Source organism: Sphingopyxis terrae subsp. terrae NBRC 15098 (genome assembly GCF_001598815.1).
Classification (GTDB): domain Bacteria; phylum Pseudomonadota; class Alphaproteobacteria; order Sphingomonadales; family Sphingomonadaceae; genus Sphingopyxis; species Sphingopyxis terrae.
In genome coordinates this window covers 50,853-75,209 of sequence record NZ_BCZQ01000014.1, presented here as the reverse complement: position 1 = coordinate 75,209, position 24,357 = coordinate 50,853, and the positions used below count along the sequence as shown (strand labels likewise).

Below are 24,357 nucleotides of genomic sequence, written 5' to 3'. Positions count from 1 at the left end.
CTTCTCACTGCCGCCCGGCCCCGAAGACTCTATAAACCGGATCATCGGGCCAGGGGCGCCCGACCGATTTGCGATGCGCGAAGCGCTCGGCTTCGCTCTCATCGGGCGCAGGGCGTTGCTCGACCCAATCGAAAACGACGAGCCGGTCGGCGACCCGCCATTCGTCGCCGCGCTTTTCGAACCGGTCGACATAGCGCCCGTGCATCACGAGTTCGACCAGCCCGCCTTCGCCGCCGGGTTGACGCTGCAAGGCGGTGAAATAGCTCTCGACCGCCGCCTCGTCGCCGCGCAGTTCGATCAGGATATTGTGAAGCTGGTGGATGCCGCGCTCGATCTGCGGCAGCGTCTGCATCGCCCAATCGATGAAGCCGTCGGTCGTTCCCTTATAGGCTCCATGATCGTCGGTTCCGCCCGGCCAGCACGCAGAGCGCAACATCGCCTCGTCCGCGCGGTCGATGCCGCGGCAATATCGAAACAGGCAATCGCGGATATTTTCGCGGTCCCACAAAAGACTGACGTCCCGATCCATGTTGCACGCTCCCTCAATCCGTTCGGAGATTGCCGCAACTTTGGGCTTCGTCGAAATCGCGCCGTAGCCAGATCATCATTATTCCATGGGTGATGCAACGCAGCCGGATCACGACAGAGAAACCAAGAGCTTTGGGATCGCCCAGGACCACGAAGGTTTCAGCAAGCGCCAGCACGTTCGCCAACTCGGCTTTTCGCAGCCTGTCTAATCGCTCCGTCGCAACGTGATGCTATTTGAAACTCACCGATCATTCCATCCCGACTCGGAAAGGATATCCTTTTGCTTGTCGCCACTTGGCTGTTAGCGGACTGGCCGCTTCGAGGCGCGAGACTGAGATGGCCGAGGACCTGTCGCTACCTGTCGATTGAGGTTTAAACGCAAGCCGAGCCGGGCGAAGCATCAACTGTCAACACGCAGCGAATGGCTCGTGCGTGCCGCGCGACGAAGATAACGAGGAGCTATTGGCGCGGTACGCCGATAGCTTCCAAGTCTTTCGCGCGAACCATCCCCATATTTCGGACAAATTCCAGAGCCCTCTGGCGAAATTACACTTGACTTTGTACGCCAAGCCTATCGAATCTGCCGCCGATACTCCTGCGGCGTCATGCCAGCGTCGGCCTTGAAGGCTCGATTGAACGGGCCGATCGATCCGAATCCGCAATCCAGTGCAATCGTCAGGATCGGCAAGTGGGCGAGCGCCGGATCGACCAAGCGGCGCTTTGCCTCTTCGATGCGGTAGCCGTTCACCATCTGATTGAAATTGGGGTAGCCAAGCGCGCCGGTAATGCACTGGGTCACCTTATATTCGGGTTCACCGGTGAGCCGTGCGAGATCGGCAACGCGCAGATCGGCCTCCGCGTAGAGCCCCTTGTCGCGCATGAGCATGATCAGCTGCGCTTCGAGCCGGGGGTCCGACGCAACGGGTTTCCGCGAAGCGCGCGCCTTCGGATCGACGAGCGGATACCGTTTCCGATGGCCGAGGGCCAACCCATAGCCGAATACCGCCGCGATCGCGCAAACGACCTTGACCGGAATGCTTAGTTGGGATGCGGTCGACCCGTCGGGCGCCCCGTCGACAGCCAGGACCGCCACCGCCAATATGGCTGCGTAGATGCCTGAATACAGGATGCGGAAGCGCCGTTCGGATTTGTCGCTTTGTTCGCGCAGATCAAGCAACGGCGCGGCCACCGCCATAAGCAGCATGGCGGAACTGCCTAATCTGGCAAGATTATCCAGGACCCTGAGGGGCATGCCGTCTGCCGGCACTAGCGATGTCACAGCGGATGCGATCATCACCATCAGCACCGCGGCGATCGGCCACCAGTCGCCTCGGGACGGAGATTCACGCCGGAAAAGCGATCGGGTTGCCAGCCACGACCATCCGCATGTCGCATTGCCAAGGATCGCAACAGCATCGACGGCCATACCCAGCCGCGATGCCAGCACGGACTTGAGGCAGAATGCGAGCGACGCACAACAAAAAGCCGCGCCGTAGAGAAGCGAAATGTCGATCCTCATCGGGTCCGGTCGCTGCGAACGAATGCCAGGCTGCAAAATCGACGCCATCAACGCAGAACCCTTAAAGACTCCGAACAGAAACCACGACGCTCACCGGGTCGGTTGGCCTCGCATGCCCCCCATCGGCAATCGCACCCTGCAACAAATAAACCGCGGGGGGCGATCGGCAAGCATATTCCGCGACCCGCTAGCCTGTGCGGCGGATCCGATGCCGAAATTCCATCGGCAATGTGAGGCAATCGACGCAAAAAACATCGCCGAATTCCAAACCGGCAAGACGAGCAGCGCCAAAATGACCGATCCGGCGGGTGGCCCGAGCGGAAACTGGGACGAAGGAGGGATGGCCGACCGGCCCGCCTCTTTGCAACGACCCGACGATCCGTGGCCGCACATATTTTGGACATAACAAGGTCATGCGATGAAAAGCCTCACCGACGCCCCGGTCCCTACCCGCCTCAAGCTGTCGACGCTCTGGACAGCAACAATGTTCTGCTATGTCTATGGCGACTATTTCGGCCTCTACGCCGAAAACAAGCTGGCATCGATGGCGCAGGGAAACATCGGGCCGCTTGGACCCGCAACCCCTGAAACGCTGGTTGCCGTTTCGCTGATGATGGCGATTCCCGCGCTGCTGATCGCGGCGACGCTCTATCTCCCGGCGGCGATTTGCCGCTGGAGCAATATCGCCTTCGGCCTTTTGTATACCGCTATCATGGCGATGACGCTGCCGGGTGCCGCGCCATTCTACATCACTCTGGCGGTCATCGAAATGGCGCTCACCGCCGCGATCGTCATCGCCGCCTGGACGTGGGCCACCGCCGAGGGAGGATCGGAATGAGCGCGGACTCTTCGCACGCCCGCCTCGCCGGATTCCTGTATCTGGGAACGATAGGCTTTGGCGTCTACGCAGAAGTCGTCGCCCGCGGCGCCTTGATCGTGCGCGGCGATCCTGCCGCAACGGCACAAGCCATCTTTGCATCGGGATCGACGTTCCGGATCGGGATGATCGCCGATCTCGCGATGCTGGGTTGCTATATCGGCGTCACCATCCTTCTGCATGGCATCTTCCGCAAAAGAGCGCCCTTGGCCTCGGCAACAGCCGCTTCTTTCAGCCTGATCGGCATCGCGATGCTCGCATGCGATACGCTGCTGTCGGCAATGATATTGCGGCTGCCGGATTTGGGGCAGCCGTCGTCATCGCTCGCCGATTGGGTCTATCTGCTGCTGCGCGTGCATGGCGACGGCTACAAGGTCAGCCTGGTCTTCTTCGGGGCCTATTGCCTGCTGCTGGGTTGGCTCATCTGGTGCGGACGCGCGATGCCAAGAGTTGTCGGCCTGCTCGTCGCTGCGGCGGGTGCATGCAACCTCGTCAACAGCCTCGCCTGGCTCGGAGCGCCGCTCTGGGCGGCGCAGCTTCCGCAATATTTCACCCTCCCGACCCTGCTCGGCGAACTGGCGCTGGCACTGTGGTTGCTGGCGTTCGGCATTCGCGAGCGCGAGGCGTAGCATGCGAGTACAGAGCCACGCCGTTATGCCCGAGCAAGGCCGATGAGCGCGCTCGACAAGCGAGGCGAATTCGTGCGCGACCGAAATACGCCTTTCGAAAGCCCGCACGCGGCGTCGCTCCGCGACGCGCTCCGCGCCAAGGAGAATTCCAAACTGCTCATTGTGGTCGCCGACGACGGGCAGGCGATCGCGCAGATTCGGGCGCTGGCGTCAGCCTGCGTCGAAATCGACGACCATGCCGATGCCGACGCCTATTCCGCAAACTGGTCAGGCGAACCGGACATGAAAGGACTGCGGGACGGTCTAACGCAAAGGCAATTCGAAATTGCCCTGGGCGTCATGCGCGGCCTGTCGAACAAAGGCATCGGCCGCGAACTCGGCATTTCGCATTTTACCGTCCGCAACCATTTGTCGCGGATGTTGCTGCTCCTCGGCCTTTCGTCCCGTCAGGAGCTTGGCGACTATCTGCGCGCGCGATTATTTCGGCCGACGTAGCGGCTCCATGGGCTGGATCACGTAGCGCGCCCAGACATAGCGCCACGGCATGAAGATATAGGCGAGCACGATCCCGATACAGTCCTGGAAAAGCGCTTCGATATCTTGCGTCCATTTGCCCGCCAGCCAAGCCCGAAAGGCGATCAGCAGAAGCCAGATCGTCTTCCACGCAACCTCATAGATCATCAAAGGCAGCATCTGGATCGGATATCGCACGCCGAGCAGGCTAAGGAGCGCGAGCGCCCCCAACATCGATCGGGCCAGACCCTGCTGAACCGGAATGTCCGCGGATTCGAAGATGAGCCGGTACCAGACGAAGCTGCCCATGAAGCCCGCCATCAACAGGAATACGAGGCGAATGACATTGATCCGCCACGTGGCGATCAGCGGGAAAGATGGCTGTTGTCCGTTTTGCATATTGGATTGGCCCCTCCTGTCTTCGACCAGCGAAGTGCTGGGAAGAACGGCATTGTTGACGTCGCTGCCCGAACGGACAGACCCCAGATATGAAGCAGCGTCCTCCGAAGGCGTCTCGCCGGTTTGGAAAACGGCGATGCTTTTCCGGTTCCACCGCTACCGGGACGCTAATCCGCCGAAGTATCGGCTACGAAAGCCCTGATTTCGGCATATATGCGTTCGACATCTTCAAGCTCGGGGAAGTGACCAAGATCCTCATATTCAGCGATGCGGCTAGCTGGATGGTCGCATAGCCAGAGGCTCGATTGCCGATCGGTTGCGCGGTGCGAGCCGTCGCTGTTGCCCCAAATGGCGAGCGCGGGCTGGCTCACCCGTTTCATTGCGGGCTCCTTGTCAGGCAAATAGTTCTGAAAGGCCGTCGCCATCGCCCAGGCCCCGCCGTGATGCAGCGCATCTGTCGCGCATCCACAGAGACCGGTCAGAGCCTCCTGCTGGCCCACGGCGAGCTTCAGCCAAAGCGGCGCGCGCGCAAGCGCCAGTTTCCGCATCGCGATCTGGCCGAGAAATGGCTTTGCCAAGATATTCTTCGGATCGCGCGCCATCTTCCAGCGTATCGCTTCGGGCCAACTCGGGGTCTGTATCTGGATGAGGTGCGAGACGCGGGACGGGTATCGGCCCGCAATATCGAGCGCGCCCAAGCCGGAAACGCACGAAAAGGCAAGTATCGCCGGTTCCTCTGCGATCAGCCGGATGAACTCCGCGATCGTATCATTCGCCTGAAAGAAACGGAAATCCTGCCAGAACCCGGGGACCGAAAAGCCCATTGCGGGCAGTTCGAACACGATCGCCCGGAAGTCCGCGCTGTATATTTCCAAAAGCCGATCATAGGCCTCGAGCGTCACCGGCGGATCGGCGGCAAATATGATGGGGCGCCCATACCCTGCCGCGCGGTACCGGAAGGTGACACCGCCCGCCTCGACAAAGGCAATGTCTTCCCGCGTTCGGGAAGGCCAACCTTCACGGAAGGCCTGGGCCCGCTTGCCGGAACCAATCGTGTCGAGCCTTGCGGCCATCCATTTCAACATATGTCGCCTCGTCCGTGCGCTGCCGTGCCGACCCGCTGGTCGATACGCGCTACGCCCCGACGCGCGGATTAGAGGCGACTGCTCTGCGAGACGAATCCGATGATGTACTAGTTTGCATGGGCTGCGCCGCCCGACGTTTCGCAGATCGACGGAAGCCGCCTATTTCCCTGCCCGGTAAAATTTTGCCTTGGCCGGTAAGCGATTGGCAGAGCAGAAGGTCCACGCGTCCCCGAAGCCGACAAGCTCGAACGATTGCGGTCCGGTGATCCTGTAATCCTGCGTGGCGGGCATCGGACGTCCATCGATGTCGGGGCAACTCTCGGTTTGCCGAAAGGCGTTTGTGCTAGTCATCTTCAGGCTGGTGAACTTGCAGCTGCTCCCACGCTGGACGATCCGGTCCTCGGCCAGATAGATAGCGATGTCGGCGAAGGGCTTTTCGCAGGTCGACATGCGCGCATCGACATAATAGCCGACCGGCAGCGGCAGAATGCGCGACTGGCCCGGACCCGCCGGTCCCTCCGCATTGGCCGCAGCGCCGCGCGGACATTGTTTCTCGAGCGATCGGATCGCCGCCGTCGATCCGGCAAGCGAAAGCGCCGTCAATTCGGTCCATTCATCGCCGCCGTCATAGCTTGCATATAGGGAAAGGTCGCTGTCGGCGCCCATCAGCAGGCCACGCGCCACGGGATCGAGCGCGCCGCTGAAATCGGGCTTTCCGGCTTCGGGGTTCAGGCTTTGCGTCGCCTCGCTGCCTTCGCCGGCGCTTCGAAAGCCGATCAGCAGGGGCTTGCCCGGCGGGGGCAGGCGCAGCCCCTTGGCCGGCGCGATCGTCATCGCCATGCCGCCGCCCGGTTGGCAACGAAGCCCCACCGCGGTGAATTCGGGATGTCCCGTTACCGCGGCGACGGTGCCGGCACCGCTTCCCGCGACTTGCCAGCGCGCGCTGTGAAGGGCGGGCGGCGGCCCGGCGTCTTCGCCGGTTGACGCCGACAGGTCGGCATCGGTGCCGCGGCGCCGTTCGACCACCGCCCATTTGCGTCCATCCCACCGGAGGACTTCCAGGCACATATCCGCCCCGACGCTTCCGCACACCGTCCCGTGAACCGAAAGGCCCAGCCCGGTGCGCCCCTTTCCGTCGAGCTTCACCGCCTGCCAGTCCCGGACATTGTCGTTGAAGATTTCGCGATAGCCGTTGCGATCGGACCCGAAGATGGCAATCATGCACCCGGCAGTGCCGCAATAGGCCGAATAGCCCGCGTTGGAGCATCGCGCACTGCTGTAATCGACCACCCAGTCGGGCTTGCCGTCGCCCGTCACCTCGGTCTCGACCGCGAAATGCGCGCGATCGGGAATGAATTTGCCGCCATCGGCCCGGCATTCCTGTTTCAGGCTGTCATAGAGGGCCTGCACCTCGCGCGGCCAGACCTTTGGCGGCGCCGCCGGTTGCGACTGGACCAGCGCGAGCAGCGGCAGCAGCATCGATGATGCCGTCATCAACGGGCGGATCATGGGCGCCCCTCCGCCGTCATAACGCACCGATGGCCTGACTGTGCCCGCATGATCGCTCCCTCTCTACCGATCCGGCCCGTCCGCCGGGTTTAATCGGAGAGCTAGCGAGCGCGATGCCGCAAAGTCTTCACGCCGTTCTAAAGATTATCTCAAGCCCGGACCGCCTGCGCTTCCGCCTTACCCGCGCAATTGGGCGCGCAGCCGCTGCAACCGCTGTTTGAGTTCGGCATCCTCCGAAGCTTTTGCTGCAGCCTCCGCCGTATCGAGCAGCGTGCCGGCCTTGGCGCGGTCGCCCAGCCCCAGCATCGTCTCGGCCCGTGCCGCGGCCAGTGTCGCGGCGAAATCGGCCCGCCCGGTCAATTCGGCAACCTTGGTCGCATCGACAAGCGAAAAGCTGCGCTGCGCTTCGGCGAACCGGTGGTTCGCAAGCTCGCACTCGCCCAGATAGAATTGAATCGTATGGGTCAGGCCGTAATCGGCGCCGAACGCCTGGCGGGCCTTTGCCGCCGCATCCGCCAGGATGGGTAAGGCATCGCGGCGTCGGTTCGTCTGGCAGAGCGCCGACGCATAATCATTCTGGCCGACAAGCGCCTGATGCGACAGCGATCCGGCCTGCGTGGCCGCCCCCTCCCAAACGCGCTTCGCTTCCACCGCGGCCTCGTCATAGCGTCCGAGGGCGGCAAGGCTTTCGAACCGCGTCGAATGCATCGCCAGCGTGAAGCGATGATCGGGACCGAAGCGCCGTTCGAGCGCGGCGAGCAGCGGACCGCTTTCGCGCAGCGCGCGTTCATGTTCGCCGAGCATCGACAGCGCCGTCACCCAGTGTTGCCGCGTCACCAGCGTATCCGGATTATCCGCCCCCCGTATCCGGGTCGAGTCGGCGACGATGGCACGCGCCACGGGTTCCGCCTCTTTCACCTTGCCCTCGCGCAGCATCACCAGCGCCAGCGAAGACCGCGCTTTCAGCAATTGCGTCGGCGAAACGCGCGACCCCGGCGCCGAACCGATCGCCACCGCGCGGCGGATCGCGCGCTCGGCCCGCTCGATGTCGGCGGTGTAGGCATAAGCCCCCTCCGACTGCGCCAGCGCGAAGCCGATACGCCCGCTTTTCGCCCGGTCGCCGAGCGCCTTTTGCTCTTTGGCGATGGCGGCGCCCGCCGCCTCCAACCGCCCCGGCTGGCCCGAGGTTGCGTCCATATGGATGCTGCCGAGCCGGCCCAGGACGGCATCCTCGCTGTCGGCTTCCCCGGCCTTGCCGAACAGCGTGGCGGCGCGCGCATATTCGGCGCGGGCGGTGTCGAAATCGCTGCGCTGATAAAAGGCGCGGGCGACCGCGAGATGGAGCCGCGCGGCGGTGCCCGGCGAGCGGGCATAACGCGCGTCGATATTCGCGCTCGCGCGCTTCATTGCCTCGATGACCGTTTCGTCGGTGCTCGACTTCGCCGGATCGGGGCTGGACAGCACATCTTCGGCGATGAAGGCATAGCTGGTCTCGGCCTGATCGCGTGCTTCCAGTGCCGCACCGCGCTGATGCCAGGCATAGGCAGCGAGCGCGCTCGACGCGATAAAGCCGCCCGCGAGGCTCGCGATGGCGGCGCGGATCCACGGACGGCGCGCGGCCTGTTTTTCCTCGGCCCGTCGCGCTTCTTCGGCGGCGGCCGCCCGCCGCGCCGCCGCCGATGCGTCGGCTCGCCGACGGTCGATCGTCTCGAGCCGGTCGGCGAGATCGGCGGCGCTGGCCAAGCGGAGCGCCGGATCGCCCTCGGCCGCGGCCAAAATGTCCGAGCGCAGGACGGGATCGGCGATCCGGCCTTCCCAACCGGGCGCCAGTGAAGCCGAAAAATCGCCGGCCACGAGCTGATAGAGGATCATCCCCAGCGCATAGATATCGCTTTTCGCCGTCGGCATCGCATCGCCGGTCAGCTCGGGCGCACGATAGGCAAGCGTTCCCGAACGCGGCTCGTCGCGCGCGAGATCGGGGTCGAGCGATCCCGGATCGGTAATCTGAAAACTGGCGAGCACACTATCGTCGAGAAGGCGCCCGCTGCCGAAATCGGCCAGCCGGATCGTTTCGCCGCCGTCCTCGGTCGCGATCAGGATATTCGCGGGCTTCAGGTCCTTATGGAGGACGCCCAGATCGTGCATCCGCGCAACCGCGCGCGCGATCATCGCCGCGACCGCGATACGCGTCTCGACCGCAATCTCCGCCAGCCCGCCCCGCTCGGACGCCCACGCCGTCAGGTCGCGGCCGCCATAGCTATATTCGAGGAAGAAGGGCGACGCCTCGAAATTCCATTCGAGCAGCGCGGGAAGCGGAGCCGATTTGCCGAGTCCGGCAAAGAGCAGGCGGGTCAGCGCCGCTTCGCGTTTCAGGCTGCGCAGCCGGTCGGGCGCGTCGGCGAATTTGAATACGCGCGTCTCGCCGGTCTTGTCATGGCGCGCCAGCCAGACGTCTTCGGCGCCGCTGTCGCCGAGCGCTTCGACCAGCCGCCATTGCCGGCGGCCGGGCACCGCGTCGCCGGCCGCAAAAGCAAAGCGCGGCGCCAGCGGAGACTCGACGCTTTCGATCGCAACCGGCGCGGCGAGCTTGTATCCGACCCGCGGCACCGTCTCGACAATCTGCTCGTGCGTTTCGCCGAGCGCCTTGCGCAATTTCGATATGGCCGTGGTCAGCGACCCCTCGACCACGGTGACGCCCGGCCACACCGCATCGAAGATTTCATCCTTCGTCACGACCTCGCCCGCGCGCAGAAGCAGCTCGTGCAGCACTTCGAGCGGCTTGCCCTCAAGCGTTACGGCATGACCATCGACGCGCAGCGTCCAGCTGGCTTCGTCGAACTCCGCCCCCGCGAACTTCCAGAGCCTGCGCCTCCGTCGGGAAGAGCTTGATTGCGTCATGGCGACCCCCTGTCCGGCCGACTTTAGAAATTCTTTAGAGCGGCTTCAAGACTTTGAGGATGCACCGGAATAGCCGTTCCATTACGCGAGGCATCCTTCGCAGGTGCTTCCGCTTTTCAAGCGTCCGGTGCGCGGTCCCACGGGATTGTCCGCCGGCCTTTTTCGGGGGCGGTATATGAAGGGAAAGATACTCGGGTTCGATGAGGCGACCGGCAAGGGCGCGATATCGGCGGACGATGGCACGCGCCACAAATTCGATCGCGCCGATTGGCGCGGCGGCGACAAGGCGCCGGCGCCCGGGCTCGTTGTCGACTTCGAAAGCGAAAACGGCGGCGCGCGCGAAATCTATCCCGTCGGCGGCTCAGCCATAGCCGCCCTCGGTACGATCGGGGCCGACCTGGGCGCACTGACCGAGTCCGAACAAGGCGCGCGGATCGCCGCGTTGATGACCCGCTCGCTTGCGGTTCCGCTGGCGCTTCTCGTCCTCCTTGCCTGCTTCCTCTCCGCGCTCACCTCACCGGTCCAGAGCGCGACGCTGATCGGCCTTGGCAATGCGATGGACGATCTGGGCCGCGTTGCGGCGGCGCAGGAAATGCTCGGCGGCGGCAAATCGGGCTTCGATACCGTCCAGACGCTGCTCATCCTGCGCTTCGCCGCACCGCTCACCGCGCTGTGGCTGATCTGGGCCGCATGGTCCGGCAAGTCCGAACGGCTGCCCATGCTGGTCACCGGCGCCGCATCGATCGTCGCGGCCCTGATGGTCGTCATGCTCCGTTCGGCGATTCTGTCGATGGTCCCCGATTTCGTCCGCGACCGGATGGCCGACGGGATCAGCCTTGGCATCGGCACATGGCTGCTGCTGCTCGCCGGCGCGGCGCTGATTGCCGCCGGACTCGGAAAATTGCGCAACCCGCTCGCAAAGGACTGACACGATGCCCCATGCCACGAAATTTCTGGTTGCCGCCGCCGCTTTGTCGCTCGCTGGCTGCGGGGGCGGCGATCCCAAGCCGTCTGAAACGCGCGACCTGGCCGCGGGCGAAGGTCCGTCGGGTGCGATGACCTATTATGGCAAGAAGATCGAGGTCGATTGCGGCGGCACCATGATACCGCCGCGCCCCGAAGGAAGCGCGGTCGATGACCTGCGCGGCCTCCGGCTCGGGGTCCCGCTCGATACCGCAGTCCGCTTCGTCCAATGCCCGGACGGCAAGGAAGCGGACAGCATCCTCCTCGAAGGGGACGGTCCGCAACTGTCGCGCGATCAGGCCGGCCTCAAGATCCGCAGCTTCGTGCGCGTCGCCACGGGCCGGCACAAGGCGCGGTGGAACTCGACCGACGTGCTGAACTATGACCCACGCAACCGGCTGGAACAGGTCGATGCCGAATGGAGCCTCTATGCCGACGGTATGCCGGGGCAGGAGAAGCTTTATGCATTGTGGCTGACCCAGCCCTTCCAAAAGGGCGGCGAGCCGACGATCGCTTCGCAGCAGGCGGCGCTTGAACAGAAATATGGCAAACCATCGCTCACCGGCGATCGCGGCGAGATGTTCTGGCTGCGCGGCCCCGATGGCAAGCCGCTACCCGAATTCGACCGCGAAAAGCTGCGCGAATGCAGTGCCGGCATATCGATCTACGGGACGCAGATGAACTGGCGCCCCGACTGCGGGCTGACCATCGTCGCGATGATCGAGCCGGCCTATGGCAATCCGCAACTGGCGCAGGGTGTTCGTGTCGCGATGATCGATGCCGCCGCCTATTATGATTATGAGGTCAACCGCTTCCCGCAAGAGCGCGATGCCTATCGCGCGTCGCAAGCCGCCGATGCCGGCGCCAACCAGGGAGGCAAATTCTGATGCGCCGGATATTTCTGACATCGGCCGCGGCGCTTTGCATCACGCTCACCACAAGCGGGTGCGGCGACAAGCAGGCCGCGGGCGGCACGGACGCAGGCACCGCGACTTCGGCTTCCAGCCAGCCGGTGACCACTGCTGCCCAGCCCGCCCAACCTGCCGCCGCACCGCCGGCAAAATGCGACAGCTACACCGACGACCTTACCGATCGTGACTGGGCGATCATCTATTATGCGATGACCGGCCTTGCCCCGCCGCGCGAAAAATGGGCGGACGAGGCATTGTCCGGCCTCGACCGGGGCCTCGGTGCCGAGGAAGCATGGAAGCGCGCGAACGCGCAGGTCGATACGCAGTGGAATGCGATCAAGGACGTCCGCTGCGTCACCCTGCGCACCCGCGCCGATCCGAAAGACTATGACCCCGGCCTCGGCGGCATCCCGCTAGGTGCCTTCGCGCCCGACGCCTTCTATCCCTTCCGCGACGGCGCGATGCAGATCGCGCTCAAGTTCCGCAACGCGGACAAGGCGCGCGTATGGAAAATGTCCGCCGACAAGGCTGCGGCGCTCAAGGCCGACAGCTGGCTCGGCAATCTCGGCCTCGTCATCCGGGCCCGCCTCGTCGCTTCGCGACCCAGCGGCAACGGCGGCACGATCGAGGCCGAGGTTGTCGGGTTCGATCTGGAGCCTTCCGAATATAGCCGGATCGCCCGCGAAACCGTGACGGTGCAGCCATGAGCCGCGGCCTTTGCATCGCCTTCGGCGCGCTGCTGCTTATGGTTGCGGAACCGGCATCGGCGCAGCAATCGGGCGTTGCGGCGACGCTCGAAAGCGGCGGCCAGACGAGCGGCTGTGTCGAATGGAGTCACCAGACGATCGCCAAGCCGGGGCACAAGAGCCCCGACCAGAAACTCGTCTACTTCCGGTTCGTCAACAAATGCGGACGCGAAGTCAGCGTCGTGCTGGTCAGCCAGACCGATGGTTATGCGGGGCGCGTCAGCGATCACGGCAGTATCACGCTGGCGCCGGGGCAGTCCTATGGCGACGCAAAGACGATCCGTAACTATCTGTTTTTCAATCCGCCGAGCGATCATTTCCTCAACTTCTGGGTGTTCCAGTCGGACGGCCGCTACAACGCCGCTCTCATGCCGAACATGAGCCGCTGCATCCCCGGCTTCCAGCCCGTGCGCAACAGCAAGCGCCAATATCCCGCCTGCCCTCCCCATTTCCGCTATTCGCAGGGATGATCCTTATGCGCCAAATTGCCGTCCTGACCCTCGCCGGCCTTTGCGCCATGCTGACCGCGACCGCGCCGGCGGCCGCGGAAACTGCATCGCCCGCCGCGACGCAGCGCGCCGACATCGAAACGCTGCAGCGTCTCTATAATGAACGCTTTGTCGCGACACCCTTTGCGGGATTATATCAGATCGATCGCCCCATCCCCTATTCGCCGCGCGAAACCGCGCCGATACTGGTGACGCGCGATGGCGAATACAGCTTCAACAACGGCAAGCTCGGCGCGCAGCACGGCGACACGGGGGCGCCGCTTTCGGGGTCCGAATGGGGCGCACTGGTGCTGCGCTGGCGCGACCAGATCCGCTATTCGGATCTGATCCAGCAGGGCGGAAACGGCCCGCTCCGCATGCTGCTTCTGTCCGCCTATGACTGCCCCTTTTCGAAGAAGCTGGAGGCCGCCCTTGCCGCCGCCGGGACGCGCTATGCCATCATACCCAGCACGATCGGAACCGCGAACAAACCCTTCCTGCCCGACATCTGGTGCAGTCCCGATCGCGCCGCGACCTGGCGGCGCGCCATCGGCACCGGCGCCCTCCCGCCGCGGGCCTCGCGAAGCTGTCGCTACGACCGTCGCTATTTCGAGACGTTGAGCGGCATGTTCGGGGGATCCAAGCCGACGGCGCTGTTCGCCGACGGCACGATCGTCGCGTCGCCCAACCCCGCCTTCGTGAAGCAAAAGCTGGCAACGCTGTCCCGCCAGGGCATCGCCTTTTAGGGTCGGGGCCCAGCGCAGACGAGGCGGCAGGAGGGTGCGCGCTTCGGACCGCCCCCTCCCGCCCGTGCCAAGCTAGAATTCGCCGGCGATGCCGACACGGGCCGCCGTATTGCGGCTGCCTGCATAGGACACGCCTGCCGTGAAGGCGAAGGGGTTGTCGGTACCGAACCGGTGCGCGATTGACGCGCCCACCGCCTGTTCGCCGCGGAAGGTGGCGAGGTTGAAGGTGTAGCTTGTCTTGCCCGGTTCCGACGGCATCGGCGCGGGGACAAGCGCAACCGCGGCGGCGGTTCCGCGCTGTGCGTCGCGGCGGTCGCGATCGGTGATCGCATAAAGATCGCTGATCTGCGCACTGTGCGTCGCGGCCAGCGACTGGAGCGCGGGAAGCGCGGTTCCGGCCATGCTTTCCAGCGACATCAGCCGATTGTCCTGCACATTGTTCACCGTCTGAATCGCCGCAATCTGGCTGTCCTGCACCATATTCTGCGACACGGCGGCATCGGCGGTGGTCTGCGCCGCCGCAGCGGCGGTCGCGACCGTCTGGACCTGACCGACGTTCGCCGCATCGGTCGCCGCGGTGCCCGCCGCGACGTTCACGATACGCCGCTGAAAGCCCGCCGAGCCGACCGACACGGTGTTGGCTTCATCGGCGACCGAACTGGAGCCGATCGCAACCGAGTCCGCCCCCGAGGCTTTCGCGTTCACGCCCAGTGCCGTCGCCCCGAGGGCGGTGGTCTGACTGTTCACGCCCAAGGCGACCGAATAGCCGCCATTGGCGAAAGCCCCGGACCCCGTCGCCGTGTCACCCTCCTTGATTGCGCGCGCGCCATAGCCCGTGGCAGTCGAGAAATCGCCCCCGGCAGCCGCGCCCTGGCCGAAAGCGGCGCTTGCAAGGCCGCTGGCAAGGCTGTCGCGACCGACTGCGGTCGCATTTTGCCCGCCTGCCGCGGCGTTGGCGCCGATCGCCACCGATGCCGGCGACGCGATCGTGTCACGACCAATGGCGATGCTGCCATCGGCCAGCGCATTCGCATTGTTGCCGATGGCGATGGCCGACAAGCCAAAGGCGTTGGAGGCGTTGCCCAAGGCGACAGCGCCGTCGCCGATCGCCTGATTGTCGGCGCCGATCGCTACAGCGCCGGTCCCGGTCGCGACATTCGGATCGCCGATCGCGACGGCGCCGTTGCCGGTGGCAGTCTGTCCCTGTCCCAGCGCGACGGCGCCATTGCCGCTTGCGGTGCTGCCGTCGCTTTGCAGGCTGCTATCGCCGCTGGTGCCGCTGCGCACCGCCGAGTTGGCGATCGCGGTCAGCGCCGCGGCACCCATGGCGGTGTTCAATTGCCCCACATTGACGGCGTCGGACACCAGCGTCCCCGCCGCGACATTGGTGATCTGGCGCTGGAGGCCGGCGTTGCCGACCGATACGGTCGCGCCGCGGTCCGCGACCGATCCCCAGCCCAGCGCAACCGACTGGTCCGCGGTCGCGCTGCTGCCCGTGCCGACGGCGGTCGAGCGCGTTTCTTCGGCAGCGGCGATGAAGCCGACCGCCATGGCTTCGTTGGCCGTCGCCTTGGCCCCGCTTCCATAAGCGGTGGCGCCCGGCGCCGAAGCTTCGGCGCCAAGCCCGCACTCCAGCGTATTTTCGGGGTCGTCGGGCGTGCCGAGAATGCCATCGGCGCCAGCGTTCTGAACGCACGGGACGGTCGCCTGTGCATAAGCGTTCGGCGCGGCGCCGACGCCAGCAAGGATCGCAAGGGGCGCGGTCGCGCCAATGAGGGTGATCATGCGTTTCATATCGATCTTTCCTTATGGATCGGCGCAATGCCGATCGGTTTCCGGGCGACCCCTCGCGACGACCTTTGGTGGCGCCTTGTTTGCGGTCACCTCGTCGACGCCGCCGAACGCGGCGCCGCGGGTGCAGCATTTGGAAAGACGGGAATGGTCGCCCGATCCGGACAGGCTTCGCCTCCGAAAAAGCGGAAATTATCTCGCCGACCGCAAATAAATCAGGCATCTAGGGTGCGTGCCACATGGCGCGTCATGCGGGGAGATGGGCGATCAACGAGGAACCGGGTCGTGCGGGCAGCATCGACGGCGACGCCGACGCGCTCATCGCCACGCTGTATGACGAACTCAAGATCATCGCGCGCCGCGAACATTATCGCGCGGGCGGCGGACAGACACTGCAAACGACGGCGCTGGTTTCGGAAGCCTATCTGAAACTGAGCAAACGCAACGACTGGGAAAGCGAACGCCACTTCCTCGGCTGCGCGGCGACCGCCATCCGCCACATCTTGATCGACGCCGCGCGCGCCCGCATGACGGCGAAGCGTGGCGCGGGCGACTATGCCTTTACCGAAAGCCTCGATTCGCTCGCCGCGGCGGCGCCCGAGGACGAGGATGTCGTGCGGCTGGGTGAGGCGTTGCAACGGCTAGCGCGCCTCGACCCCAATCTCGCGCAACTGATCGACTGCCGCTTCTTCGCCGGGATGACCGAGGAGGAGACGGCAAAAGTCCTGGGCGTCAGCGACCGGACGGTGCGCCGCTGGTGGCTCCAGGCGCGGGCCTGGGTGCACAAGGAAATGGACGCGGGCTAGCTGGTCAAGCGCCGGCGCAACGCGGCGAAGGATTTGAGGTAGGATTCGCCCGGCGCACCGAGCGTCCGGAATATCTGTTCCGATGCGTCGGCCTCGCGCCGCGCCTCGGCGATCCGCCCCTGTTTCAGACGGATGATCGCCCGCGTCCGCGCCGCAATGCCCTGCGGCAGGCCGACCGGCCCCATGGCGGCGATCCGCGGCGCGGCTTCGCCAATCAGCGCTTCGGCCCGTTCGGTGTCGCCCGCCTCGGCCAGAGCTTCGGCAAGCCCCAGCGTGATGACGAGCGTCGGCACCGCATCGGGGCCAAGATTGTCGACCGCCATCGGCCGCGCTTCGCCAAGAACGTCGCGAGCCGCGGCGAATTTCCCCAGCGCCAGTTCGGCGCGCCCCAGTTGCAACAGATCGACCGCCAACGCCGCCGATTTGCCGAACACCGCGCGGCGCCGGTCGGCGACGCCGCGGAACAGGCGCTCGGCCTCGGCCAGCCGGTCGAGCTTCATCAGCCGCACGCCCTTCAATTGCTCGATCGCCAGCCCCTGTGCACTGCCCTGTTGCCCCGTCCGCGCCAGCGCCGCGTCGGCGGCGGCAAAGACCGCGGGCATCGCATCGAGCCGGTTCGCCTCGACCATATAGACGAGCAGGTTGTTGTAGCGCGTCAGCAGTTCGCGATGATCCTCGGCATAAACGCGGTCGGCGTCGGGCAGGCTCGATTGCAACAGCCGGATCGCGGTGTCGTAATCGCCCTTGCGCCGGGCGAGCTGCGCCCGGCCGCTCATGCTTTCAAGGCGTTCCTTGCGGAAACGCGCCGGGTCTGCGGCAAAGACGGCATCGGCCGAATCGAGTAGCGGCGCCATGTCGTCAGTCCGCCCCATTGCGGCAGCGGTCGAGGCGAGGCGAAGCTTGATTTCCGCAGTCGCCACCGGATCGCCCGCGCCGATCCCGCGCGCAAGCGCCTGACTGAGCAGCGCGTCGGCGCCCGCCGCGTCCTCCAGATTGACGTACAGATCGGCGAGCGTCGTAATCAGCGTTGCCGATTTGGCGCTCCTGTCGACCGATGCGACAAGCTGCGCCGCCGTCTGATCGAGCATCTGTTTGACCGTTGCCTCTTCGCCCACCGCGCTGCTGGCGGTGTCGCGGAACATGACGGTCAGCATGCGGTTGATCGATTCCGATCGCCGCGCTTCCGCCAAGGCGACGTCGCGCTCAATCGCCGTCTGGCGGGCCTGCCACGCCGCCGCACCGCCGCCTGCCACAATGGCAAGGAGCGCGGCGGCTGCCGCCGCCGTCGCGACGCGGTGCCGGCGCAGGTAGCGCCCGACCGTATAGCCCGCCGAACCCGAGCGCGCCGCGACGGGGCGCAGCGCCATATGGCTCCGGACATCGTCGACCAGATCGCCGACGCCGCGATAGCGATCCTGCGGCGCGCGGCGCATCGCCTTGAGCACGATCGCGTCGAGATCGCCCGCCACCTCGCGCCGCCCGAAGGGATAGCCGGGCGGCACGAGCGCGCTGGGCAGGGGCGGGTCTTCGTTCAGGATACGCCGGATCACCGACGGCAGCGCCGACCCCGGCTCGCGCCACGGGCTGCGACCGGTAAGCAACTCGAACAACAATACGCCCAGCGCATAGACGTCGGTGGCAACGGTCGGGGCGGCATTTCCGAGCTGTTCGGGCGCCGCATAATCGGGGGTCATCAGCGCGATCGTGGTTTGCGCCTCGCTCTCGCCTTCGATCTCCACAAAGCGCGCGATGCCGAAATCGAGCAGCCGCACGCGGCCGTCGCCGTCGACCAATATGTTCGACGGCTTGAGGTCACGGTGGACGATCAGGTGGCCGTGCGCATAGGCCACCGCCTCGCAGACGTCGCAGAACAGCCGCAATCGCGTCGCCAGATCGGCGTCATGGGTCCGGCACCACGCGTCGATCGGCTCGCCGGTCACATATTCCATCGCCATATAGGGCCGCCCGTCGGGGGCGACACCGCCGTCGATCAGCCGCGCAATCCCCGGATGCTCAAGCCCGGCGAGCAGGCGGCGTTCGCGGTCGAACAACTCGCTGTGCGCAACCGATTCGGGGCGCAGCAGTTTGATCGCCACCTGCTGGTCGAACATCCTGTCGCTGCGATGCGCGGCATAGACCTCGCCCATCCCGCCGCGCCCGATCAGGCGGTCGATGGTGAAGCCGCCGATGACGGCGCCTTCGGAAAGCGAGCTGTACGCGCGGCGCGGTGCGGTTTCGAACGACGACGGCGCCGCGCCGTCCAATATCCCCGAATGGCGCGACGCGGCGAGCAACGCCCGCAACTGCCCGCCAATGAAGTCGTCCTCCGCCGCCAGCCGGTGCTCCTGCGCCGCGGGGTCGAGATCGATCAATTCGGCGAACAGCGCCTGAATATGGCTCCATTCGGACCGGCTCGGCTGCCGCACCATATCGCCCCTCCCCCGACGCATCATCACGCTTCGGTACGAAGCAGCACCGCCGCGCGGTGGTCGTCAAGCACCAAGTTTGCGTGCGAGCGCCACGGCCTGTTCCCTGGACGCTTCGCTGGCCGGTACCGTGATGATCGCGAATTTATCCTCGCCGATGAAGACATTGAGCGATTTGGTCATCCCAGCCCAAAAGGCCGCCTTGCCGAGCCCGTCGATCGTCTCGACATGACCGCCGAAACCCTTGAGCGTCTGCTCCAGGCCATTTCGGGTTAGGTTGATCGATCCTTCGCTATTGTCGCCGATCGGCAACCAGCGCAGCATCAGGGTGGCCGAACCGCCATCGGCAAGCTGATAGCTGCATTCGGAGGTGACCGCGGTCGCGCCGTCGCTTTGGCTGACATTGCCGAGCCGCGTTTCGGTGACCGCCTGTCCAAGGATCGCCGACATCGCCGCCTTGTCGACCACGGCGCAGGCGTCGGCGGCATTCCAGTCGCGCGGCGGGGCCGTCCCGCTCTTCGCCGCAGCCGACGAAGCCGTACCCGCGCCATTGCCCTTGTCCGCCGCTTCGTCGCCACATCCTGCAAGCGTCAGCGACGCCGCGACGACAGCCAGCATGATCGATCTGCTCATCCCCAAAATCCTTTCGTTCGCAAATGATGTCAGCGGCACGCGCCGGGGCGGTTCGCCCGCCGGTCCGCGCTCATATAGGTCGCATAGCCAAGGCGGTCGGCCTCGGTGAGGCCGCGCGCGAAGCCGATCAGCTTGCCGCCGTCAGGCGTCAGCCCGAAATAACCGCGCAACCGCCGCGGCGCGCCGTCGGGGCCCGTCTCCACCATGTCGAGCGTCAACACCCGGCCGTCGATGTGGCCGGTAACGCGTCCCGCCTGATATTCGTAACAGCCGGTTACCGTATCGCCGCTCTGCGTAAGGTTGAGCGTGCCCCAGCCGCTCCATCCTTCATAGCGTCCGGTGACATCGGGCAGCGTCGCGGTGGCGGTGAGCCGGCGGCCATAGCCGTGAAAGCCGGTGAGGCCGGTATAATCGTCGCCATAATTGCTCGCGATCGTCAGCCGCACCCAGCGACCGACCGGGCGATGCTCAGGGTCGAAGCCGAAGCTCTGACCATCCTTCTTCATCTTCAGATCGGCCGCCAGGATAGGCACGAAACCACTGCGCGCCGACGTGTCGGACAGTTCGACGCGGATCGCGCGCGGTGACTTTTCGTCGCGATTGAGGAAGGCGGTGTCAAAGGCGACGCGCGACAATTCGGTTCGCTCCGCCAGTTCGAGCACGAACACGGCGGGCCGCCCCGCTTCGCCCGTCCAGTCGGTCGTCGCCGATCCGTCGATCAGGTTGAACGGGCTGCTGTCCATCGCCGTAAATTCGGCGTCGTCCGGAACCTGCACCAACCGCGCCCCTTGCGAAAAGGCGAACAGGTCGGTCGCGGGACCGGTTTGCGCCGCCGCCGGTGCGGCGAGCGCGAGCGCGACAATCATCGTTCCGAGATATTTCATTTCTTCTGCTTCCTTTTCTTTGCGGTTTCGACGACCGCGCGCAGCAGCGGCGAAACGCCGCCGGCGACGGGCGCCTCGATGCCCACGGCGCCGGTCAGCGGGTCGACCCGGTCGCCGATCCGGCGCAGGCCTTCCTCCGCATCGACCGCTTCCGCGTCGCGTTTCTCACCCAGCAAATCACGCCCCGCCGCAGCCGCGCCCAGATCGCCGAAGCGCCGCCGCGCCGCCGCCCGGCCAACCGGGTCGCTACCCGCCGACCAGCCTTCTTCTTCGGGCCGATCGGGGGCGCCGGCCTTGGGCGCGCCATCCGAATTGCCTTCGGGGGGCGCGTCCCGGTTGCTCCGATCCGACCCGCCATTGTCGTTGGCATTGCTGTCGTTGCGCGCCGAACGATCTTCGCCATCGGCTCCCGACTTGTCCTTCTGGCTGTTCGGGGCTTCGCGTCCTGAGTTGTTTGCGGGCGTCTCATTCTGGTTTCGATCGCCCGACCTGTCCGATCCCGATCCCGCCGAGTTTCCGCGCGCAGGCAGGTTTCTTGCCGATCCGCCGGCGCTGTCGCGGCCGCCGCCTGCATTTCCGTTTTCGGCGGGACCGCCGTTCGAGCGCCGGTTGCCGTTGCCATTGGCGTTTTCGGACCGACCGCCGCTTGCGCCGCCGAAGGAGTTGAGTGCGCCTTCGATCCCGGTGCTGCCCGAATTGGTGCCGCCCTGCGCCGAGTTGCCGCCGCTGCCGCCGTTGCTGTTGCCGCCCAGCCCGGCCACCGAATTCAGCAGACCAGCGCTGGCCCCCAAATTGCCGTCGCCGGCAGAATTGAGGCCGGAACCGCCGGCAGGGCCGCCATTGCCATTATCGGGCATGACGACCGCACGGTCATAGCCACGCTCGACGTCGGCGGCCGACGCCGCGCCGGTGCCGCCAAGACGGGATTGGGAGGCGCCCGCGGCCCCGCTGCGCTGTCCGCCGACGCCCCGCAAAGCCCGACCCGACCCGTTGCCCAAGGCTGCGGCATCCCGATTGCCATCGCGTGCGTCCAAATCTGCGGAAAGCTCCGGCGTCTGCCCGCTCCCCGCGCGCGCAGCACGATCGGAGCCTTGCAATATCGTAGTCGGCGGTGCCGCGACGGTGGGGACGCCGCTTGCCCGGCGCGGCGCCACCACCGGCCCGTTCGGAGAGCTCGCCTGCGCCGATTCATCTTCGGGTGGCTCGCTCGCTGCGGCGAATTGTGCGCGGCATTCGGGCGCCGAACCAAGCGCGGCAACCAATGCCAATGCGGTCCAATAACCCGGCCTTACCCAGTTCTGCATCGTCTTCCTCCCATCCCGTCCTCTTGTCGGACCGGCGGCAAAGGGCATGCGCAGCGATCCGACAATCCGTTAGACGAGACGGCGATGCAAAAGCGGACACAGGCTGGCGAGATCGATGCCCGGCCCGCGCGCCCTTCCGCTGCCACGGGACGTTTCATCATCGGAAGCCCACGGGTTAGGCCCTTGCCGACGCGGCGATAAGGCGTAGGATTTGTCCGGTGGGTCAGGCTTGTCGACCTGCGGGGAGGATAGAATGACGACAGACAGCGGCATGGCCGCAATTCGCCGTGGCGCGCGAGCATGGGCGGGCTCGTGACGGCCGCGATCGGACCGCTTCTGCGCCTGTTCGACCCGGCCACGCTGTCGGGCGCGCTGATCCTCGGCGTGATTTTCCTCTTTGCAGGGCTGATCGGCTCGGGGCTCGTGCGCCGCCTGCTCCGGGATGCGCTGGTTCACGACAAGTCCGAGCGTATCGACGAGATCACGCTGCAATTCCTCAGTCGGCTCGCAATCCTCGCGATATGGCTGATCCTCGCGACGCTTTTTGCGCATATCATCCCCGCCCTCAATCGCCTGAGTTCGGCGCTGCTGGCGGGCGTCGGGCTGATGTCGGTAATCATCGGCTTCGCTGCGCAGCAGACGCTGGGCAATCTTGTCGCCGGGGTCAGCCTGGTCCTCTACAAACCGTTCCGGCGCGGCGACCGGTTGCAAGTCGCGGCACCGACGAAGGATGAGTGCGACATCGGGACGGTCGAAGATATCTCGCTCGGCTTCACTCTGCTGAAGACCGACGACGGCCGCGAAATCATCATCGCCAACAGCACCATGGCGCAGCAGACGATGATCAAGCTGCCGCCGCGCCCCGCAGCCGATGCGACGACGCGCAGCCGGCGGCTTTAGCGCACGACGTCGGACACCTCGAAAAGCGTCGCGTCCGTCACCGCGCGGGGAAAAGGCGCAAAATCGCCTCGCACGCCATGTTTCAGCGCCGATAGGATGAGGCCCGACCGCGCCGCGCCTTTTGCCCCGCCGCCTTGCCAGATCGCATCGAGAACGCCCGCGGCAAACGCATCGCCCGTGCCGACGCGGTCCCGGATGGGTTCGATCCGGATTTCAGGGGTCGCTGCGAAACAGTCGCGGGCGTCCACCCGGGCCGCGATGCGGTGATCGGTCGCGCCGACGATACGCCGCGCCGTCGAAGCGACATAGCGAAGCGACGGATATTCTTCGAGAAGCGCCAGTGCGGCAGCCCGGCGGCGACTTTCTCCGTCGCCCGAAAACTCGCGGCCCAGAAGCAGGGATGCGTCGCGATGGTTGCCGAACAGGATGCTCGCCCTGCCCACAATCCGGCGGAGGATCGCGCCCGGATCGTCGCTCCATTTCTCCCACAGGCGGCCGCGCCAATTGCCGTCGAAAGAGACGCCGATGCCCGCCGCACTCGCCGCCTCCACCGCCGCCAGGGCGGCCTCCGCCGATTGCGGGCCCAGCGCGGGGGTCACGCCGGAAAGGTGCAGCCAGTCGGCGCCGGCGAGCAGTTCGGCCCAATTCCAGTCGCTTGCCGCCATCGCCGCGAAGGCAGAATCGGCCCGGTCATACAGCACCTCTGCCGGCCGTACGGGTCCGCCGGGGATATGATAATAAAGGCCCATCCGTCCCTCGCGCCGTTCGACGCGGGTCGTGTCGACCCCGTGCGCGCGAACCGCGTGGATTGCCGCGTCGCCGATGGGGCCCCGGGGCAAGGCGCTGATCATGCGGACTGCCAAGCCGTGCGATGCAAGCGCCACGGCGACATTGGCCTCGGCCCCGCCGACAAAAGCGTCGAAGCGCGGCGATTGCAAGGGCATTTCACCATCCGGCACCGACACGCGCATCACGATTTCGCCGAAGCAGGCGACGGTAAAGGGTTTTGCTGTCATTATTCCAGTCCGGTTTCGGCTATCGCGGTGCAGCCAATGGCGATCGCCGAGCCGAAGGTCGCATGTGCGGTTTCGCCGACGCGGATCGGGTGTACGCCCGTTATCGCGCCCGCCGACAGCCATTGCCCCGGCTCGAGGGCGATACGCCCCTTCAGATGCTGCTCGATCAGGAAGCGCACCGATCCCAGCGGCCCGTCGAGGACATCGCGCGCGCGCCCGCGGCCGACCACCGTTCCTGCGACCATCGTTTCGACGTCGAGCTGGTCGAATATGCCCCGGTCGAGCAATGGCCCCAGCAACAGTCCATTGTTGATGCCGAGGTCAGCGACGATCGACCAAGGCGCATGATCATGCACGTCGGGCGCGGGCGAACTGGCCACTTCGAACCCTGCGCGAATCTCGCCGATATAGTCGAGCACGCGATCGGCGGGCGGTATATGGTCGGGCACCGCGTCGAGCCGCAACATCACCTCGGCTTCGATCGCCCCCGCACCGCCGCGAAAGACCCGGGCCTCCCCCGGCGATACCGTGAGCGTAGTGCAGCGCAGAACCGGCCCAGCGAGACGCTCGGCGCCCAGCGTGGCTACCATAGGCGCAGGGATACGGCCGACTTTCCAGCCCAGCGCCGGCATGTCCAAGGACATCAGAATCCGGTTCTGCATGGCATAGGCTTCGTCGAGTGACGCGGGGAGCGGCTGCGGAAAAGCCGGCAGCGCCGTCCCGCGCCGGCGGGCATTTGCAAGGGAAGCCGTCCCATCGTCGGCGCGAAGTTCAACGGTCATCCGG

Annotated in this window: 25 protein-coding genes; 11 read left to right on the top strand and 14 right to left on the bottom strand. The window is 65.7% G+C overall.

What is annotated here, in order from left to right:
• Nucleotides 1–4: 4 nt before the first annotated feature.
• The 3 genes from STE01S_RS09105 to STE01S_RS09100 form a co-directional block, all read right to left on the bottom strand.
• Nucleotides 5–529, bottom strand: coding sequence for a nuclear transport factor 2 family protein (locus STE01S_RS09105; protein WP_062767178.1), 525 nt, complete (start codon nucleotides 527–529; stop codon nucleotides 5–7).
• 13 nt (nucleotides 530–542) lie between these two features.
• On the bottom strand, nucleotides 543–713 hold the full coding sequence (locus tag STE01S_RS20360) for a hypothetical protein (RefSeq protein WP_162928245.1): 171 nt from the start codon (nucleotides 711–713) through the stop codon (nucleotides 543–545).
• A gap of 386 nt (nucleotides 714–1,099) precedes the next feature.
• Nucleotides 1,100–2,095 (bottom strand): helix-turn-helix domain-containing protein, encoded by a 996-nt coding sequence (locus STE01S_RS09100; protein WP_218016980.1) that lies wholly within the window; start codon nucleotides 2,093–2,095, stop codon nucleotides 1,100–1,102.
• A 160-nt stretch (nucleotides 2,096–2,255) separates the two neighbouring features.
• On the opposite strand from STE01S_RS09100, the gene STE01S_RS09095 reads away from it, so the two are divergent.
• Genes STE01S_RS09095 through STE01S_RS09080 form a run of 4 tightly spaced genes read left to right on the top strand, consistent with a single transcriptional unit; the run spans nucleotide 2,256 to nucleotide 4,048 of the window.
• Nucleotides 2,256–2,453, top strand: a complete 198-nt coding sequence (locus STE01S_RS09095; RefSeq protein ID WP_003039576.1) for a hypothetical protein — start codon at nucleotides 2,256–2,258, stop codon at nucleotides 2,451–2,453.
• A gap of 12 nt (nucleotides 2,454–2,465) precedes the next feature.
• Nucleotides 2,466–2,885, top strand: a complete 420-nt coding sequence (locus tag STE01S_RS09090) for a DUF6326 family protein (RefSeq protein ID WP_003039578.1) — start codon at nucleotides 2,466–2,468, stop codon at nucleotides 2,883–2,885.
• Nucleotides 2,882–3,553, top strand: a complete 672-nt coding sequence (locus STE01S_RS09085; protein WP_003039580.1) for a DUF4386 domain-containing protein — start codon at nucleotides 2,882–2,884, stop codon at nucleotides 3,551–3,553. Before STE01S_RS09090 ends, STE01S_RS09085 begins: the two co-directional genes overlap by 4 nt.
• Before the next feature lie 42 nt (nucleotides 3,554–3,595).
• A complete protein-coding gene (locus STE01S_RS09080) occupies nucleotides 3,596–4,048 on the top strand; it encodes a response regulator transcription factor (RefSeq protein ID WP_003039582.1) in 453 nt (150 codons plus the stop codon).
• Here the strand turns inward: STE01S_RS09080 and STE01S_RS09075 are convergent.
• The 4 genes from STE01S_RS09075 to STE01S_RS09060 form a co-directional block, all read right to left on the bottom strand.
• Nucleotides 4,031–4,465: a hypothetical protein gene (locus tag STE01S_RS09075; RefSeq protein ID WP_003039584.1), complete on the bottom strand. Its 435-nt coding sequence runs from the start codon at nucleotides 4,463–4,465 to the stop codon at nucleotides 4,031–4,033. The two genes, STE01S_RS09080 and STE01S_RS09075, sit on opposite strands and share 18 nt — an antisense overlap.
• Before the next feature lie 167 nt (nucleotides 4,466–4,632).
• The gene (locus tag STE01S_RS09070; RefSeq protein WP_062767174.1) at nucleotides 4,633–5,538 is read right to left on the bottom strand and encodes an alpha/beta fold hydrolase; all 906 of its coding nucleotides are present in this window, start codon (nucleotides 5,536–5,538) and stop codon (nucleotides 4,633–4,635) included.
• 171 nt (nucleotides 5,539–5,709) lie between these two features.
• Nucleotides 5,710–7,059, bottom strand: a complete 1,350-nt coding sequence (locus STE01S_RS09065) for a hypothetical protein (RefSeq protein ID WP_062767172.1) — start codon at nucleotides 7,057–7,059, stop codon at nucleotides 5,710–5,712.
• 177 nt (nucleotides 7,060–7,236) lie between these two features.
• The gene (locus STE01S_RS09060; protein ID WP_062767171.1) at nucleotides 7,237–9,957 is read right to left on the bottom strand and encodes a protein kinase domain-containing protein; all 2,721 of its coding nucleotides are present in this window, start codon (nucleotides 9,955–9,957) and stop codon (nucleotides 7,237–7,239) included.
• 175 nt (nucleotides 9,958–10,132) lie between these two features.
• On the opposite strand from STE01S_RS09060, the gene STE01S_RS09055 reads away from it, so the two are divergent.
• The 5 genes from STE01S_RS09055 to STE01S_RS09035 are packed head-to-tail and all read left to right on the top strand — an operon-like array spanning nucleotide 10,133 to nucleotide 13,811.
• Nucleotides 10,133–10,885, top strand: coding sequence for a hypothetical protein (locus tag STE01S_RS09055; protein ID WP_062767169.1), 753 nt, complete (start codon nucleotides 10,133–10,135; stop codon nucleotides 10,883–10,885).
• A gap of 4 nt (nucleotides 10,886–10,889) precedes the next feature.
• A complete protein-coding gene (locus tag STE01S_RS09050; protein WP_062767167.1) occupies nucleotides 10,890–11,807 on the top strand; it encodes a hypothetical protein in 918 nt (305 codons plus the stop codon).
• Nucleotides 11,807–12,538: a hypothetical protein gene (locus STE01S_RS09045; RefSeq protein WP_062767165.1), complete on the top strand. Its 732-nt coding sequence runs from the start codon at nucleotides 11,807–11,809 to the stop codon at nucleotides 12,536–12,538. Before STE01S_RS09050 ends, STE01S_RS09045 begins: the two co-directional genes overlap by 1 nt.
• Entirely contained in the window at nucleotides 12,535–13,047 is a 513-nt protein-coding gene (locus STE01S_RS09040) for a hypothetical protein (RefSeq protein ID WP_058811934.1), read from the top strand. The genes STE01S_RS09045 and STE01S_RS09040 overlap by 4 nt, the downstream gene beginning before the upstream one ends.
• Nucleotides 13,048–13,052: 5 nt before the next feature.
• Nucleotides 13,053–13,811 carry a thioredoxin domain-containing protein gene (locus STE01S_RS09035; RefSeq protein WP_162928243.1) on the top strand — a complete coding sequence of 253 codons (759 nt, stop codon included), beginning with the start codon at nucleotides 13,053–13,055 and terminating at the stop codon, nucleotides 13,809–13,811.
• 72 nt (nucleotides 13,812–13,883) lie between these two features.
• Here the strand turns inward: STE01S_RS09035 and STE01S_RS09030 are convergent, their stop codons facing one another.
• On the bottom strand, nucleotides 13,884–15,596 hold the full coding sequence (locus tag STE01S_RS09030) for a YadA-like family protein (RefSeq protein WP_062767161.1): 1,713 nt from the start codon (nucleotides 15,594–15,596) through the stop codon (nucleotides 13,884–13,886).
• Nucleotides 15,597–15,841: 245 nt separating this feature from the next.
• Here STE01S_RS09030 and STE01S_RS09020 point away from each other — a divergent pair, with 245 nt between their 5' ends.
• Complete coding sequence (locus tag STE01S_RS09020) at nucleotides 15,842–16,408, top strand: ECF-type sigma factor (RefSeq protein WP_003039603.1); 567 nt, start codon at nucleotides 15,842–15,844, stop codon at nucleotides 16,406–16,408.
• Here the strand turns inward: STE01S_RS09020 and STE01S_RS09015 are convergent.
• From STE01S_RS09015 to STE01S_RS09000, 4 genes are all read right to left on the bottom strand, one after another.
• Nucleotides 16,405–18,837, bottom strand: a complete 2,433-nt coding sequence (locus tag STE01S_RS09015) for a serine/threonine-protein kinase (protein WP_062767157.1) — start codon at nucleotides 18,835–18,837, stop codon at nucleotides 16,405–16,407. The genes STE01S_RS09020 and STE01S_RS09015 overlap by 4 nt on opposite strands.
• 63 nt (nucleotides 18,838–18,900) lie before the next feature.
• Complete coding sequence (locus tag STE01S_RS09010) at nucleotides 18,901–19,467, bottom strand: hypothetical protein (RefSeq protein WP_062767155.1); 567 nt, start codon at nucleotides 19,465–19,467, stop codon at nucleotides 18,901–18,903.
• Between the two features lie 29 nt (nucleotides 19,468–19,496).
• Nucleotides 19,497–20,351, bottom strand: coding sequence for a hypothetical protein (locus tag STE01S_RS09005; protein WP_062767154.1), 855 nt, complete (start codon nucleotides 20,349–20,351; stop codon nucleotides 19,497–19,499).
• A complete protein-coding gene (locus STE01S_RS09000; RefSeq protein ID WP_162928242.1) occupies nucleotides 20,348–21,655 on the bottom strand; it encodes a hypothetical protein in 1,308 nt (435 codons plus the stop codon). The genes STE01S_RS09005 and STE01S_RS09000 overlap by 4 nt, the downstream gene beginning before the upstream one ends.
• 300 nt (nucleotides 21,656–21,955) lie before the next feature.
• Between STE01S_RS09000 and STE01S_RS08995 the strand changes: the two genes are divergently transcribed.
• Nucleotides 21,956–22,555, top strand: a complete 600-nt coding sequence (locus tag STE01S_RS08995; protein ID WP_062767152.1) for a mechanosensitive ion channel domain-containing protein — start codon at nucleotides 21,956–21,958, stop codon at nucleotides 22,553–22,555.
• Here STE01S_RS08995 and STE01S_RS08990 read toward each other — a convergent pair.
• Nucleotides 22,552–23,571, bottom strand: coding sequence for a sugar kinase (locus STE01S_RS08990; protein WP_062767150.1), 1,020 nt, complete (start codon nucleotides 23,569–23,571; stop codon nucleotides 22,552–22,554). The genes STE01S_RS08995 and STE01S_RS08990 overlap by 4 nt on opposite strands.
• Nucleotides 23,571–24,353: a hypothetical protein gene (locus STE01S_RS08985; RefSeq protein WP_062767148.1), complete on the bottom strand. Its 783-nt coding sequence runs from the start codon at nucleotides 24,351–24,353 to the stop codon at nucleotides 23,571–23,573. Before STE01S_RS08985 ends, STE01S_RS08990 begins: the two co-directional genes overlap by 1 nt.
• Between the last annotated feature and the right edge of the window lie 4 nt (nucleotides 24,354–24,357).